General features: G+C 45.9%; 23 protein-coding genes. All 23 read left to right on the forward strand.

Translation table 11 applies throughout. The features are described from left to right. Positions 1 to 62: 62 nt before the first annotated feature. Genes rpsL through rpsE form a run of 23 tightly spaced genes read left to right on the forward strand, consistent with a single transcriptional unit; the run spans position 63 to position 12,696 of the window. Positions 63 to 437 carry a 30S ribosomal protein S12 gene (gene rpsL, locus AB0A83_RS02545; RefSeq protein WP_013820393.1) on the forward strand — a complete coding sequence of 125 codons (375 nt, stop codon included), beginning with the start codon at positions 63 to 65 and terminating at the stop codon, positions 435 to 437. A gap of 17 nt (positions 438 to 454) precedes the next feature. Next, positions 455 to 925 (forward strand): 30S ribosomal protein S7, encoded by a 471-nt coding sequence (rpsG, locus tag AB0A83_RS02550; protein WP_150046444.1) that lies wholly within the window; start codon positions 455 to 457, stop codon positions 923 to 925. 32 nt (positions 926 to 957) lie between these two features. Beyond that, the gene (fusA, locus tag AB0A83_RS02555; protein WP_150046446.1) at positions 958 to 3,054 is read left to right on the forward strand and encodes an elongation factor G; all 2,097 of its coding nucleotides are present in this window, start codon (positions 958 to 960) and stop codon (positions 3,052 to 3,054) included. Positions 3,055 to 3,081: 27 nt separating this feature from the next. Next, positions 3,082 to 4,272 (forward strand): elongation factor Tu, encoded by a 1,191-nt coding sequence (gene tuf, locus AB0A83_RS02560; RefSeq protein WP_150046429.1) that lies wholly within the window; start codon positions 3,082 to 3,084, stop codon positions 4,270 to 4,272. A 5-nt stretch (positions 4,273 to 4,277) separates the two neighbouring features. Next, the gene (gene rpsJ, locus AB0A83_RS02565; protein WP_013820389.1) at positions 4,278 to 4,589 is read left to right on the forward strand and encodes a 30S ribosomal protein S10; all 312 of its coding nucleotides are present in this window, start codon (positions 4,278 to 4,280) and stop codon (positions 4,587 to 4,589) included. A 22-nt stretch (positions 4,590 to 4,611) separates the two neighbouring features. Further along, positions 4,612 to 5,253: a 50S ribosomal protein L3 gene (gene rplC, locus AB0A83_RS02570; RefSeq protein WP_150046448.1), complete on the forward strand. Its 642-nt coding sequence runs from the start codon at positions 4,612 to 4,614 to the stop codon at positions 5,251 to 5,253. Between the two features lie 10 nt (positions 5,254 to 5,263). After that, entirely contained in the window at positions 5,264 to 5,878 is a 615-nt protein-coding gene (gene rplD / locus AB0A83_RS02575) for a 50S ribosomal protein L4 (protein ID WP_150046449.1), read from the forward strand. Further along, positions 5,875 to 6,171: a 50S ribosomal protein L23 gene (gene rplW / locus AB0A83_RS02580; protein WP_150046451.1), complete on the forward strand. Its 297-nt coding sequence runs from the start codon at positions 5,875 to 5,877 to the stop codon at positions 6,169 to 6,171. The genes rplD and rplW overlap by 4 nt, the downstream gene beginning before the upstream one ends. A 33-nt stretch (positions 6,172 to 6,204) precedes the next feature. After that, complete coding sequence (gene rplB, locus AB0A83_RS02585) at positions 6,205 to 7,032, forward strand: 50S ribosomal protein L2 (RefSeq protein ID WP_150046453.1); 828 nt, start codon at positions 6,205 to 6,207, stop codon at positions 7,030 to 7,032. A gap of 14 nt (positions 7,033 to 7,046) precedes the next feature. Continuing rightward, on the forward strand, positions 7,047 to 7,319 hold the full coding sequence (gene rpsS, locus AB0A83_RS02590; RefSeq protein ID WP_150046455.1) for a 30S ribosomal protein S19: 273 nt from the start codon (positions 7,047 to 7,049) through the stop codon (positions 7,317 to 7,319). 8 nt (positions 7,320 to 7,327) lie between these two features. Beyond that, the gene (rplV, locus tag AB0A83_RS02595; RefSeq protein WP_150046457.1) at positions 7,328 to 7,660 is read left to right on the forward strand and encodes a 50S ribosomal protein L22; all 333 of its coding nucleotides are present in this window, start codon (positions 7,328 to 7,330) and stop codon (positions 7,658 to 7,660) included. Positions 7,661 to 7,672: 12 nt separating this feature from the next. Beyond that, positions 7,673 to 8,344 (forward strand): 30S ribosomal protein S3, encoded by a 672-nt coding sequence (gene rpsC, locus AB0A83_RS02600; RefSeq protein WP_150046458.1) that lies wholly within the window; start codon positions 7,673 to 7,675, stop codon positions 8,342 to 8,344. 16 nt (positions 8,345 to 8,360) lie between these two features. Beyond that, a complete protein-coding gene (gene rplP / locus AB0A83_RS02605; protein WP_150046460.1) occupies positions 8,361 to 8,774 on the forward strand; it encodes a 50S ribosomal protein L16 in 414 nt (137 codons plus the stop codon). Continuing rightward, positions 8,774 to 8,971, forward strand: coding sequence for a 50S ribosomal protein L29 (gene rpmC / locus AB0A83_RS02610; protein WP_150046462.1), 198 nt, complete (start codon positions 8,774 to 8,776; stop codon positions 8,969 to 8,971). Before rplP ends, rpmC begins: the two co-directional genes overlap by 1 nt. Beyond that, positions 8,968 to 9,231 (forward strand): 30S ribosomal protein S17, encoded by a 264-nt coding sequence (rpsQ, locus tag AB0A83_RS02615; protein ID WP_150046463.1) that lies wholly within the window; start codon positions 8,968 to 8,970, stop codon positions 9,229 to 9,231. The genes rpmC and rpsQ overlap by 4 nt, the downstream gene beginning before the upstream one ends. 30 nt (positions 9,232 to 9,261) lie before the next feature. Beyond that, on the forward strand, positions 9,262 to 9,630 hold the full coding sequence (gene rplN, locus AB0A83_RS02620; protein ID WP_150046465.1) for a 50S ribosomal protein L14: 369 nt from the start codon (positions 9,262 to 9,264) through the stop codon (positions 9,628 to 9,630). Between the two features lie 15 nt (positions 9,631 to 9,645). Next, a complete protein-coding gene (gene rplX, locus AB0A83_RS02625) occupies positions 9,646 to 9,963 on the forward strand; it encodes a 50S ribosomal protein L24 (protein WP_150046467.1) in 318 nt (105 codons plus the stop codon). 14 nt (positions 9,964 to 9,977) lie between these two features. Continuing rightward, entirely contained in the window at positions 9,978 to 10,517 is a 540-nt protein-coding gene (gene rplE, locus AB0A83_RS02630; RefSeq protein ID WP_150046469.1) for a 50S ribosomal protein L5, read from the forward strand. 9 nt (positions 10,518 to 10,526) lie between these two features. Further along, positions 10,527 to 10,832 (forward strand): 30S ribosomal protein S14, encoded by a 306-nt coding sequence (rpsN, locus tag AB0A83_RS02635; RefSeq protein ID WP_150046470.1) that lies wholly within the window; start codon positions 10,527 to 10,529, stop codon positions 10,830 to 10,832. Positions 10,833 to 10,862: 30 nt separating this feature from the next. Further along, positions 10,863 to 11,258, forward strand: coding sequence for a 30S ribosomal protein S8 (gene rpsH, locus AB0A83_RS02640; protein ID WP_150046472.1), 396 nt, complete (start codon positions 10,863 to 10,865; stop codon positions 11,256 to 11,258). Positions 11,259 to 11,274: 16 nt separating this feature from the next. Beyond that, positions 11,275 to 11,808, forward strand: coding sequence for a 50S ribosomal protein L6 (gene rplF / locus AB0A83_RS02645; RefSeq protein WP_150046474.1), 534 nt, complete (start codon positions 11,275 to 11,277; stop codon positions 11,806 to 11,808). A gap of 9 nt (positions 11,809 to 11,817) precedes the next feature. Continuing rightward, positions 11,818 to 12,171 carry a 50S ribosomal protein L18 gene (rplR, locus tag AB0A83_RS02650; protein ID WP_150046476.1) on the forward strand — a complete coding sequence of 118 codons (354 nt, stop codon included), beginning with the start codon at positions 11,818 to 11,820 and terminating at the stop codon, positions 12,169 to 12,171. Between the two features lie 12 nt (positions 12,172 to 12,183). Beyond that, a complete protein-coding gene (gene rpsE / locus AB0A83_RS02655) occupies positions 12,184 to 12,696 on the forward strand; it encodes a 30S ribosomal protein S5 (RefSeq protein ID WP_150046477.1) in 513 nt (170 codons plus the stop codon). Position 12,697 lies beyond the last annotated feature (1 nt).

Genomic DNA, 12,697 nt, shown 5'->3' on the forward strand with positions numbered 1-12,697 from the left:
GATTGACGAGTGAGCCCGCAATAAGCGGGCTCCGTAGCAAAACAATTGTATCGGAGTAAATAATGGCCACGATCAATCAGTTGGTCCGTAAGCCTCGTGCGAAAAAAATAGAAAAAACCAATGTTCCCGCTTTGGAGGCGTGCCCTCAAAGACGCGGAGTCTGTACGCGTGTATATACTACAACGCCTAAAAAGCCCAATTCCGCACTGAGAAAAGTTGCTAGGGTTAGATTGACCAATGGTGCTGAGGTTAGTAGTTATATCGGCGGCGAGGGACATAACTTACAGGAGCACTCAGTGGTCTTGATTCGTGGTGGCAGGGTAAAGGATTTGCCGGGTGTGCGCTATCACGTAGTGAGAGGTAGTTTGGATACATCGGGTGTTAAAGATAGAAAATGCGGTCGTTCCAAGTATGGGGCGAAGAGACCTAAGAAATAAAGAAAGGTTAACGGCAAATGTCAAGAAGAAGGGTGGCGGCCAAGCGCACAATTAATCCGGATCCGCGTTTCAGTAGTGAAATGCTATCAAAATTCATGAACATGATTATGCAAGATGGTAAAAAATCCGTTGCTGAAAAAATTGTTTATGGTGCTCTGGATGTAATTGAGGCTAAGGGGCATAAAGAATCTTTGGAGTTGGTGGCTAAGGCATTGGAAAACGTTCAGCCAAGGGTAGAGGTTAAGTCCCGCCGAGTTGGTGGCGCTACATACCAGGTGCCTGTTGAGGTGCGCCCTGCTCGCAGGGTGGCACTGTCCATGCGGTGGCTGATCGATGCGGCGCGAAAGCGTAACGAAAGAACGATGGCGGCAAAGTTGGCCGGAGAATTACTGGATGCGTCCGAAGGGCGTGGTGCGGCGGCTAAAAAGAGGGAAGATACCCATAGAATGGCTGAAGCCAATAAAGCGTTTGCTCATTACCGTTGGTAATTAGTTCATCGTTGATTTGAGGGAGTAAACCAATGGCTAGGCAGACCCCTATAGAGCGCTATCGCAACATAGGGATAATGGCCCATATTGATGCGGGTAAAACGACGACTACTGAAAGAATATTGTTTTATACGGGCGTTTCCCACAAGATTGGGGAAGTCCACGATGGTGCGGCAACCATGGATTGGATGGAGCAAGAGCAAGAGCGTGGAATCACAATCACATCTGCCGCTACTACTTGTTTTTGGTCTGGGATGGATAAGCAACGCCCTGTTCATCGGATAAATATTATAGACACGCCCGGGCATGTTGATTTTACGATCGAAGTTGAAAGATCTTTACGTGTATTAGATGGGGCGTGCGCTGTTTTCTGTGCCGTAGGTGGGGTAGAGCCGCAATCCGAGGCGGTATGGCGTCAGGCCGATAAATATCATGTTCCGCGACTGGCGTTCGTCAATAAGATGGACAGAGTTGGTGCGGATTTTTTGCGTGTCGTCGAGCAGATAGAGAATCGGTTAGGTGCGGTTGCTGCGGTGATGCAGCTGCCGATAGGTGCGGAAGAGTCTTTTTCTGGTGTGATTGACTTAATAAAGATGAGGTCTATCTATTGGGGTGAAGAAGATTTGGGAGTCGATCCTAAAGAGTCCGATATACCTGAAGGGTTAATGAAGTCCGCTCAAGAATACAGGGAGCGCTTAGTAGAGCTGGCGGCTGAGGCAAATGAGGGGTTTACGGAAAAATACCTTGAAGAGGGAGTGTTATCCGAGCTCGAAATCAAAGAAGGAATTAGATCAAGGGTTTTGAAAGGAGGGATTGTGCCGGTGTATTGTGGTGCAGCCTTTAAAAACAAAGGTATACAGTGTCTCCTTGATGGAGTGTTGGATTTTTTACCTTCACCCGCTGACTTACCTCCTGTTGGCGGTGTTTCAACAGACTCGACTGTGCCTGTTGTCAGAAAAGCGGATGACGAGCAGCCTTTTGCTGCGCTGGCATTTAAGATTGCCTCAGACCCATTTGTGGGTATTTTGACGTTTGTCAGGGTGTACTCTGGGGTTCTAAAGGCTGGCGAAGTGGTGCTTAATGCTACGAAAGGCAAGAGAGAGCGAATTGGTCGGCTTGTCCAGATGCATGCAAATAGCCGGGAGGAAATCTCGGAGGTTCGGGCGGGCGATATCGCTGCGGCGATCGGGCTGAAAGATGTTGTGACCGGGGATTCGTTTTGCGCTATGGATGCCCCGATTTTGCTGGAAAAAATGGAATTTCCTGAGCCGGTTATTGCGATAGCCCTGGAAGCTAAAACTAAAGCGGATGAAGATAAATTAGGTGCGGCATTGGCTAGGCTTGCTCAAGAAGATCCGTCGTTTAGAGTGGCTATAGACGCGGAATCAGGGCAAATTATTATTTCAGGGATGGGGGAGTTGCACTTAGAGATCATTGTAGATCGATTAAGACGCGAATTCGGCGTCGCTGCAAATGTTGGTGCTCCTCAGGTTGCTTACCGGGAAACGATAAGTGATGCAGTGCAATGCGAAGGGAAATTTATCAGGCAGACTGGTGGCAAAGGACAGTATGGCCATGTGGTTATCCGGCTTGAACCAAAATTACGCGGAGAAGGTTATTCATTCTTTAGCGAGATAGCGGGGGGGGTAATTCCGAAAGAATTTATTCCGGCTATTGATAAAGGTATCCAGGAGCAAATGGAAAATGGCATAATAGCCGGCTTTCCTGTGGTGGATGTAAAGGCGAGTTTAATAGACGGGTCGTACCACGAAGTCGATTCGAACGAAATGGCGTTCAGAATTGCCGGGTCGATGGCTTTTAAAGAGGGGGCTGAAGCCGCTCGGCCGGTTCTTCTGGAGCCGTTGATGAAAGTAGAAGTTGTAACCCCAGATGAATACATGGGAGACGTGGTAGGCGATTTAAACAGACGACGCGGAATCATTCACGGTATGAATGATGTTTTGGCCGGTAAGTCAATAGAGGCCGAAGTTCCGCTGGCGGAAATGTTCGGTTACGCCACTGACCTGCGATCCGCGACGCAGGGGCGTGCCACGTACAGCATGCATTTCGAAAAATACAACGAAGCGCCTGTAAACGTCGCTAATGCGATCATTAAAAAAATGTTTTGACTATTGGTAAATTTTAGGTAACGACTCATGGCTAAAGAAAAGTTTGAAAGAAAGAAACCGCACGTAAACGTCGGCACGATTGGTCACGTAGACCATGGAAAAACCACGCTGACAGCAGCGTTGACAAAAGTCATGGCGGAAGCCAACGGCGGTGAAGTCAAAGCCTTCGATCAAATCGACAACGCACCTGAAGAACGCGCGCGCGGCATCACGATTTCCACTTCGCACGTCGAATACGAATCCACTACGCGCCACTACGCGCACGTAGACTGCCCGGGACACGCCGATTACGTCAAAAACATGATTACCGGCGCGGCGCAAATGGACGGTGCTATCCTGGTTTGTTCGGCAGCGGACGGTCCGATGCCGCAAACACGCGAACATATCTTATTGTCCCGCCAGGTTGGCGTGCCTTACATTGTCGTATTCCTGAACAAAGCGGATATGGTAGACGATGCCGAATTGATCGAATTGGTCGAAATGGAAATCCGCGAATTGTTAAATCAATACGAATTCCCGGGCGACGACACCCCGATTATCGTGGGTTCTGCGTTGAAAGCGTTGGAAGGCGACCAAAGCGAAATCGGCGTGCAATCCGTGATCAAATTGGTAGAAGCCCTGGATACATACATTCCGGAGCCTGAGCGTGCAATTGACGGCAAATTCCTGATGCCTATCGAAGACGTATTCTCGATTTCCGGCCGCGGTACAGTCGTTACCGGCCGTGTCGAGCGCGGCATTATCAAAGTCGGCGAAGAGGTTGAAATCGTCGGTATCAAGGCAACTATCAAAACCACCTGCACCGGTGTGGAAATGTTCCGCAAATTATTGGATCAGGGGCAAGCAGGCGATAACGTCGGCGTGTTGTTGCGCGGAACCAAGCGTGATGAGGTTGAGCGCGGTCAAGTGTTGGCACACGTCAACTCTATCAAGCCACACTCGCACTTTAAAGCGGAAATTTACGTCCTGTCAAAAGACGAGGGTGGTCGGCATACCCCATTCTTTAACGGTTATCGGCCACAGTTTTACTTCAGAACCACCGATGTAACGGGCGCGGTAGAATTGCCTGAAGGCGTAGAAATGGTGATGCCGGGTGACAACATTTCCGTCGAAGTGAAATTGATAGTGCCTATCGCTATGGATGAAGGCTTGCGCTTCGCGATCCGTGAAGGTGGTCGTACCGTGGGCGCGGGCGTTGTGGCTTCTATAATCGAGTAATAGCAATGGCGAATCAAACTATCCGCATTCAACTGAAAGCATTCGATCACAAGTTAATTGATCAATCGGCCGGTGAAATCGTTGAAACAGCTAAACGTACCGGTGCCCAAGTCAAAGGGCCTATACCCTTGCCGACCCGGAAAGAACGGTTCACGATATTGATATCGCCGCATGTTAATAAAGATGCGCGTGATCAGTATGAACTGCGCACCTACAAAAGGCTGTTGGATATAGTAGAGCCAACAGATAAAACAGTTGATGCGTTAATGAAGCTTGATCTCGCCGCTGGCGTAGATGTTCAAATCAAGCTGAAATAAGCAAAAATAGAGGAATCGACAGATGTCATTAGGTCTTGTTGGTCGTAAGTGCGGGATGACGCGGATTTTCAATGAAGACGGTACTTCAGTACCGGTCACCGTGCTGCACATAGACTCGAATCGTGTTATTCAAGTAAAAAACATAGAAATAGACGGTTATCGCGCTGTGCAAATAGCTGCCGGGCACATAAAGTCGTCAAAAATTAATAAAGCAATGGCCGGGCACTACGCTACCGCAAATGTGACTGCGGGTAGAGGTTTGTGGGAGTTTAGGCTAGGCGAAAGTGAAGGCGTCGATTTGACTGCGGGTTCAGAGCTTTCTGTTAGCGTATTCGAGGCCGGCCAACAAGTCGATGTTTGCGGCATTAGCATAGGTAAAGGTTTTGCTGGTACCGTTAAACGGTATAACTTTAGAACTCAAGACGCTACGCATGGGAATTCGCGTTCACATAGGGTGCCTGGATCTAACGGTATGAACCAAACTCCGGGTCGCGTATTTAAAGGAAAGAAAATGTGTGGCCACATGGGGGCGGAAAAGACCACCGTTCAGAATCTGACTATTCACTCTATCGATATAGAGAAAAGTTTGATTCTGGTAAAGGGGGCGGTTCCGGGGGCTAAGGGCGGAGATGTTACCATCACACCAGCAGTTAAAAGTAAATAAAGGTTACGTTATGAGTTTGCAAGTTCCTGATATCGAAAGCCAACAAGCCGGTAGTGAAGTATCAGAATCTGTTTTCGGGCAGTCGTTCAATGAAACTTTAGTTCACCAGTTAGTAGTTAAGCACATGGCCGCCGCAAGATCTGGCACCAAAGCGCAGAAAAATCGTTCTGCAGTTAGTGGTGGTGGCAGCAAGCCATTCAGGCAAAAAGGCACGGGTCGCGCACGAGCTGGTACTACTAGAGGTCCTATTTGGAGGTCAGGAGGAGTGGCGTTCGCAGCTCAGCCTCGTTCATTTGACCAAAAACTGAATAAAAAAATGTATCGCTCGGGCCTTCGTTCCATATTCTCCGAGTTATTAAGGCAAAGCCGTTTAGCGGTATGCGATAGTATATTTCCTTCAGCACCGAAAACTAAAGAGCTCGTGGCGAAACTAAAGGACTTGGATGCAAAGCGCGTGCTGTTGCTTGTAGAAGATCTGAACGAGAATTTGATTCTAGCAGCACGTAATATGCCTTATGTTGCGGTGATGACGCCATTAAGCGTCGATCCAGTTACTTTAGTATCAGCTGACAAAGTATTGGTAACCAGTTTGGCGCTTAAGCAATTAGAGGAACGTTTGTCATGAACAACTATAAATTACGACTAGCGACTGTTTTGACTGCCCCGGTGATCTCAGAGAAAAGCGCCGTAATTGCGGAAAGTAATCAATACGTATTTCGGGTGTTGAAAAGCGCTACAAAGCTTGAAATTAAAAACGCTGTAGAAGCGATGTTTGATGTAAAAGTTGATGCTGTTCGGGTGTTAAACGTTAAAGGCAAGGTCAAGCGTTTTGGCCGTAGCTTGGGTAAGCGCTCGGATTGGAAAAAAGCATACATCAAGCTTCAGTCCGGTTATGCAATCGAACTGGCCTCAGCATAGGCAAATAGCAATTTTAGGAATGGGTAGAACAGCATGGCTATTCTAAAATCAAAACCGACCTCTCCAGGATCTCGGTTTGTGGTGCGTGTAAAAAACGATAACTTGTATAAGGGTAAGCCATTTGCGCCGCTACTAGACAAGAAATCGAAAACAGGCGGTCGAAATAATGCAGGTAGAATAACCACTCGCCATGTTGGCGGGGGGCATAAAAAATTCTATCGGATTGTCGATTTCAAACGAAACAAAACAGAAGTTCCTGCCGTTGTTGAGCGAATCGAATATGACCCGAATCGGACTGCGAACATTGCGTTGCTGCTCTTCAAAGACGGCGAACGCAGATACATTATTGCACCAAAGGGCATAGAAGTTGGCCAAGAAGTAATGAGCGGAGAGACCACGCCGGTCAAGCCAGGCAATTGTATGCCGCTTAGAAATATACCTTTGGGTGCTGTGCTACATTGCGTTGAATTGAAGCCAGGTAAAGGTGCTCAGTTGGCTCGTAGCGCGGGCACTTCTGTTCAGCTCGTTGCTAAAGATGGAGCTTATGTCACATTAAGGCTGCGCTCTGGCGAGATGCGCAAAGTACCTTCTGATTGCAAAGGTGTAGTCGGAGAAGTGTCCAATTCCGAACATAATTTGATTTCTCTGGGGAAAGCAGGCGCAAAGCGTTGGCGAGGCGTTAGGCCGACCGTTAGAGGGGTGGCAATGAACCCGGTAGACCATCCGCACGGTGGTGGTGAAGGCAGGACCTCAGGTGGGCGTCATCCAGTATCTCCATGGGGTACGCCGACAAAAGGATACAAAACACGCAAAAACAAACGCACTGACAATATGATCGTCAGACGCCGCAAGCAGAAATAACAGGGGTATAAAACGTGCCACGTTCAATTAAGAAAGGTCCTTTTATTGACCATCATTTGCTGAAAAAAGTAGAAGAAGCTGTGAGGGCGAATAATCGGAAACCGATTAAAACATGGTCTAGAAGATCGATGATAAGTCCTGAAATGTTGGGCTTGACGATAGCTGTCCATAATGGAAAACAACACATTCCGGTTCTAATTACGGAAAACATGGTCGGACACAAATTGGGTGAGTTTTCCCCGACGCGTACCTATAAAGGCCATATCGTAGATAAGAAATCCAGATAGGAGGATGTGTGGAAGTTTCAGCGAAATTAAGCAACGCGCCCTTATCGGCCCAAAAAGCCAGATTAGTGGGTGATCAGATAAGAGGTTTGTCAGTAGAAAAAGCACTAAACGTTCTTGCATTTAGTCCAAAGAAAGCGGCCGGTATCTTCAAAAAGGTTTTGGAGTCAGCAATCGCGAATGCAGAACACAACGAAAATGCCGACATCGACGACTTAAAAGTTTCTACCGTGTTTGTAAACGAGGGGCGTGTGATGAAGCGAATAGCTGCACGGGCGAAAGGGCGGGCGAACCACATTCTTAAGAGAACGTGTCACATTACTGTAACTGTAGCGGAAAGTTAATAGAGGTTAAAAATGGGTCAGAAAGTTCATCCTACAGGTATACGCCTTGGGATAGTTAAAGATTGGACGTCCAGATGGTACGCAAACAGCCAGAACTACCCCGTTCTACTCCTGCAGGACCTCAAAGTTCGCGAATATATTAAAAAGAAGTTGGCGCACGCTTCAGTAAGCAGAGTGCAAATCAACAGACCGGCTAATAACGCCAATATCACTGTACATACCGCCCGGCCTGGCATTGTAATAGGAAAGAAAGGCGAAGATATCGATGTACTTAGGCAAGATATCTCTGCGATGATGGGCGTTCCCGTTCAATTGAACGTGGAAGAAATCAGAAAGCCGGAGTTAGATGCTTATCTTGTGGCTGAAAGCATTGCCCAGCAGTTGGAAAAGCGGATCATGTACCGTCGTGCAATGAAGCGAGCGGTAACAAATACAATGAGGTTAGGTGCGGAAGGAATTAAAATAACCGTTGCCGGACGTTTGAATGGTGCTGAAATCGCAAGAACAGAATGGTACAGAGAAGGGAGGGTTCCACTTCACACTTTGCGCGCTGACATTGATTACGGTACAGCCGAGGCAAAAACCACGTATGGAATCATAGGCATCAAGGTTTGGATCTTTAAAGGTGAAGTGTTTGATCTTGACGCTCATACCGCTTCTTTGAATTCAGATTCGAAAAAGTAACAACGGAGTCAAGACTATGCTTCAGCCGAAAAGAACAAAGTTTAGAAAGCAACAAACCAATCGAAACAATGGAATAGCTACCAGGGGATCTTCGGTTAGCTTTGGCGAATATGGATTGAAGTCCATTAGTCGTGGTAGAATGACCGCCCGCCAAATTGAAGCTGCTCGAAGAGCGATAAGTCGGCACGTAAAGCGTGGCGGCAAAATTTGGATACGGATTTTCCCGGATAAGCCGATCACAAAAAAACCGTTAGAAGTTCGTATGGGTAAAGGCAAGGGTAGTGTAGAATATTGGGTTGCACAAATTAAGCCTGGTACCATGTTGTTCGAAATTGAAGGCGTTTCAGAAGAAATGGCCCGCGAAGCTTTCACTCTGGCGGCAGCGAAGTTACCGGTAAAAACCACCTTTTCAGCACGGACAATAATGTGATGAAAGCAAAAGAACTGCGTGAGAAGTCGAAAGAAGAGCTGCTTACTTCTCTATATGAATTAGCTCGTGAACAATTTAATTTACGGATGCAAAAAAGTATAGGGCAATCTACAAAATCGAGCCAAATTAAACAAGTTAGGCGCGATATTGCCCGTATTCACACTATTTTGGGCGAAAAGGATAAAGGCGTGATATGAGTGAAAATCCAGAGAAAGTACGTACTTTAACCGGTCGTGTAATCAGCAATAAAATGGATAAAACTGCTTCAGTCTTGGTCGAGCGCTTGGTTAAGCATCCGGTCTATGGCAAATATGTCAAGCGGTCGACAAAGTTTTTAGTGCACGACGAAAGCAATTTATGTCAGCAAGGGGATCTTGTTAGCATTACTTCGTGCCGGCCGATTTCAAAAAGAAAAACGTTTAAACTGGTAGAAGTATTAGAGGCTTCTAGCAAATAAATATATTAAGTACATTTTTAGGAATTCAAAATGATTCAGATGCAAACTAGCCTTGACGTCGCCGACAATAGTGGCGCAAAAAAGGTCATGTGTATCAAGGTCCTTGGTGGTTCGCACCGGCGATACGCCGGAATTGGGGATATTATCAAGGTCAGCGTCAAAGACGCAATGCCCCGCACTCGCGTCAAAAAAGGTGATGTTTATAATGCGCTAGTAGTTAGAACGCGTAAAGGCGTGCGTCGTCCGGATGGTTCGGTAATAAGATTTGACGGTAACGCAGCAGTCATTTTGAATAATCAACTACAACCTATCGGTACTCGTATATTCGGGCCTGTTACCAGAGAGCTTAGGGGGGATAAATTTATGAAAATTATTTCTTTAGCTCCAGAAGTGTTGTAAGCGAGGTCCGAGGCGATGGATAAAATCAGACAAGGCGATGAAATAATTGTTATCGCTGGGAAAGAAAAAGGTAAATTAGGAAAAGTCGTTAAAAAACTAAATAACGATAAGCTAGTTATAGATGGCGTTAATACCGTTAAGAAGCATCAGCGTGGTAATCCAAACCTTGGGATTGCTGGCGGTATTGTCGAAAAAAATATGCCTATTCATATTTCAAATGTTGCTATTTACAACCCAAAAACAAAAAAAGCTGATCGGGTAGGATTTAAAACTTTGGACAGCGGGAAAAAAGTTCGTTTGTTTAAATCCACTAGTGAAGTTGTCGATTTATAAGTTTGGGGGTAGATGTGGCAAGACTTGAAGAGAAATATAAACAAGACATTGTGCCTGCATTGTTAGCACAATTTGAGTACAAATCGGTCATGCAAGTGCCGAAGTTGACCAAGATCACTTTGAATATGGGGGTTGGCGAGGCAATTGCAGATAAGAAAATTCTGCAATCAGCGGTATCCGATTTGGAAAAAATATCCGGGCAAAAAGCAGTTATTACGTTAGCCAGAAAATCAATCGCAGGTTTTAAAATTCGTGACGGAATGCCTATCGGGTGCAAAGTAACTTTGCGTGGCGCCAAAATGTATGAATTTTTTGATCGATTGATAACAATAGCAATTCCGAGAGTAAGAGATTTTCGGGGAGTTAGCTCTAGAGCTTTCGATGGTCGCGGTAACTATACTTTAGGGATTAAAGAGCAGATTATTTTCCCGGAAATCGATTACGATAAAATTGATGCCTTACGTGGGATGGATATCTGTATCACTACAACTGCTAAATCCGATGAAGAAGGGTTAGCATTGTTGAAACAGTTTAACTTTCCATTCAGAAACTGAGGGCAATTTATGGCTAAAAAATCTATGATTGCGCGTGAAGTGAAGCGCGCTAAGCTTATAAAAAAATATAAATCAAAGCGAGATGCTTTAAAAAAAGTTATTAGTTCTCCAAGTTCTTCTATTGAAGATAAAGAGTCTGCGCAACTTCAATTACAGAAACTTCCACGAGATTCCAGTAAAGCACGGTTACGAAACAGATGTAATTTAACTGGCCGCCCACATGGTTATTATCGTAAATTTGGGCTTAGCCGTAATAAATTACGGGAAGCTACGATGCGTGGCGATGTCCCTGGTGTAGCGAAAGCGAGCTGGTAAATCTTTATCGGGTTTGTGGAGAAATAACAAATGAGTATGACAGATCCAATCGCAGATATGCTTACCAGAATTAGAAATGGTCAAGCTGCTGGAAAAAAAAGCGTCAAGCTACCCTCGTCTAAATTGAAGTCGGCGATAGCGAAAGTATTAAAAGAAGAAGGATATATCACGGATTTTCAGATCGAAGAAATTGGATCGCATAAAGAAATGACTATTGTATTGAAATACTACAATGGCGTGCCTGTGATAGAGAGGGTGAGCAGAGTTAGCAGGCCCGGGCTAAGGATATATAAATCAAAAGATGAGTTGCCTAAGGTGCTCGGTGGGTTGGGGATAGCTATAGTTTCTACTTCCAATGGGGTGATGACCGATCGCGCCGCTAGAGCTATAGGCCATGGCGGCGAAGTGATTTGCACGGTATGCTAACAAATAGGAGGGTTAAATGTCACGTGTAGCAAATGCACCTATTACGTTACCTACCGGTGTAGAGGTAAAAATGGTTGGTGCTGTCATTCAAGTATCCGGGAAATTAGGCGAGCTATCGTTTTGTGTGCCGCAGTCGGTAGGCATAACCATTGAAAATAGTCAAATCGCAATTACTTGGAATGACAGTATAAAAAATGCAAAAGCATTTGCAGGAACCACTCGAGCTTCTGTTGCCAACATGGTTAAAGGAGTATCCGAGGGGTTTGTAAAAAAGATGCAATTAGTGGGTGTTGGTTATCGGGCTCAAATATCAGGCCAAAAGCTTACGCTATCTCTTGGGTATTCCAATCCAGTCGAATATATAGTTCCCGAGGGAATCGTTGTAGAAGCGCCGTCTCAAACAGAATTACTAGTTAAAGGCAGTAACAGGCAGCAAGTTGGACAAGTGGCTTCTGAAATTCGCGCATTTCGGCCACCTGAGCCTTATAAAGGTAAAGGTGTAAAGCTGGCTGACGAGTTCATTGCTCGTAAAGAAGCTAAGAAAAAGTAGGTAATAGAAATGGATAAGAAATCTGCGAGAATGAAGCGAGCAATAAAGCTGCGCTGCAAAATAAAGAAGCAAGCCGTTCATCGACTGACTATACATAAAACTTCTCAGCATATTTATGCACAAATATTAAGTGTAGATGGTTGTTCAACTTTAGCTGCTGCATCGACTGTGCAAGCCGAAGTGAAGGCTCTGGTCGGACGTACCGGTAACATTAATGCTGCAGTTGAAGTGGGGCGAAAAATTGCTGAAAAAGCGTTGGCTGCCGGTGTCAATGAGGTTGCGTTTGATCGTTCTGGATTTAAATATCACGGGCGAATAAAAGCCCTTGCTGATGCAGCGCGTGAAGCTGGTTTGAATTTTTAGGAGTAAGTTAAGATGGCAACAGCAACAGCGCAACAAGGTAGCAGCGACGGTTTGCAGGAGAAACTTGTTTCTGTTCGGCGAGTCGCTAAAGTGGTAAAAGGCGGTAGAGTATTCGGCTTCGCCGCGCTCACCGTTGTTGGTGATGGCGAGGGTAGGGTTGGATACGGCGTATCTAAAGCTAGAGAGGTACCGGTAGCTATCCAAAAATCGCTTGAACAAGCTAGAAAAAACATGCGCAAAGTGGCGCTCAATCAAGGAACATTGCAATACTCGATTACTTCGAATGTTGGTGCCGCAAAGATATATATGCAACCTGCATCTGAAGGTACCGGAATTATCGCGGGTGGTGCAATGCGGGCTGTATTTGAAGTCGTTGGGGTGCACAATGTTTTGGCAAAGTGTATAGGTACAAGCAACCCTATCAATGTAGTTAGAGCTACCATAGAAGGCTTAACTTCGATGCGAGATCCTAAACAAATCGCAGCGAAACGCGGTTTAAGCGTAGATCAAATCATGGGGCAATGAA

Source organism: Methylomonas sp. HYX-M1, from assembly GCF_040741385.1.
Taxonomy (GTDB): Bacteria; Pseudomonadota; Gammaproteobacteria; order Methylococcales; family Methylomonadaceae; genus Methylomonas; species Methylomonas rhizoryzae.

What these genes read in the sequence shown, in the direction of transcription:
- rpsL (WP_013820393.1), top strand. Translation starts at nt 63, where the DNA reads ATGGCCACGATCAATCAGTTGGTCCGTAAGCCTCGTGCGAAAAAAATA.
- rpsG (WP_150046444.1), top strand. Translation starts at nt 455, where the DNA reads ATGTCAAGAAGAAGGGTGGCGGCCAAGCGCACAATTAATCCGGATCCG.
- fusA (WP_150046446.1), top strand. Translation starts at nt 958, where the DNA reads ATGGCTAGGCAGACCCCTATAGAGCGCTATCGCAACATAGGGATAATG.
- tuf (WP_150046429.1), top strand. Translation starts at nt 3,082, where the DNA reads ATGGCTAAAGAAAAGTTTGAAAGAAAGAAACCGCACGTAAACGTCGGC.
- rpsJ (WP_013820389.1), top strand. Translation starts at nt 4,278, where the DNA reads ATGGCGAATCAAACTATCCGCATTCAACTGAAAGCATTCGATCACAAG.
- rplC (WP_150046448.1), top strand. Translation starts at nt 4,612, where the DNA reads ATGTCATTAGGTCTTGTTGGTCGTAAGTGCGGGATGACGCGGATTTTC.
- rplD (WP_150046449.1), top strand. Translation starts at nt 5,264, where the DNA reads ATGAGTTTGCAAGTTCCTGATATCGAAAGCCAACAAGCCGGTAGTGAA.
- rplW (WP_150046451.1), top strand. Translation starts at nt 5,875, where the DNA reads ATGAACAACTATAAATTACGACTAGCGACTGTTTTGACTGCCCCGGTG.
- rplB (WP_150046453.1), top strand. Translation starts at nt 6,205, where the DNA reads ATGGCTATTCTAAAATCAAAACCGACCTCTCCAGGATCTCGGTTTGTG.
- rpsC (WP_150046458.1), top strand. Translation starts at nt 7,673, where the DNA reads ATGGGTCAGAAAGTTCATCCTACAGGTATACGCCTTGGGATAGTTAAA.
- rplP (WP_150046460.1), top strand. Translation starts at nt 8,361, where the DNA reads ATGCTTCAGCCGAAAAGAACAAAGTTTAGAAAGCAACAAACCAATCGA.
- rpmC (WP_150046462.1), top strand. Translation starts at nt 8,774, where the DNA reads ATGAAAGCAAAAGAACTGCGTGAGAAGTCGAAAGAAGAGCTGCTTACT.
- rpsQ (WP_150046463.1), top strand. Translation starts at nt 8,968, where the DNA reads ATGAGTGAAAATCCAGAGAAAGTACGTACTTTAACCGGTCGTGTAATC.
- rplN (WP_150046465.1), top strand. Translation starts at nt 9,262, where the DNA reads ATGATTCAGATGCAAACTAGCCTTGACGTCGCCGACAATAGTGGCGCA.
- rplX (WP_150046467.1), top strand. Translation starts at nt 9,646, where the DNA reads ATGGATAAAATCAGACAAGGCGATGAAATAATTGTTATCGCTGGGAAA.
- rpsN (WP_150046470.1), top strand. Translation starts at nt 10,527, where the DNA reads ATGGCTAAAAAATCTATGATTGCGCGTGAAGTGAAGCGCGCTAAGCTT.
- rpsH (WP_150046472.1), top strand. Translation starts at nt 10,863, where the DNA reads ATGAGTATGACAGATCCAATCGCAGATATGCTTACCAGAATTAGAAAT.
- rplF (WP_150046474.1), top strand. Translation starts at nt 11,275, where the DNA reads ATGTCACGTGTAGCAAATGCACCTATTACGTTACCTACCGGTGTAGAG.
- rplR (WP_150046476.1), top strand. Translation starts at nt 11,818, where the DNA reads ATGGATAAGAAATCTGCGAGAATGAAGCGAGCAATAAAGCTGCGCTGC.
- rpsE (WP_150046477.1), top strand. Translation starts at nt 12,184, where the DNA reads ATGGCAACAGCAACAGCGCAACAAGGTAGCAGCGACGGTTTGCAGGAG.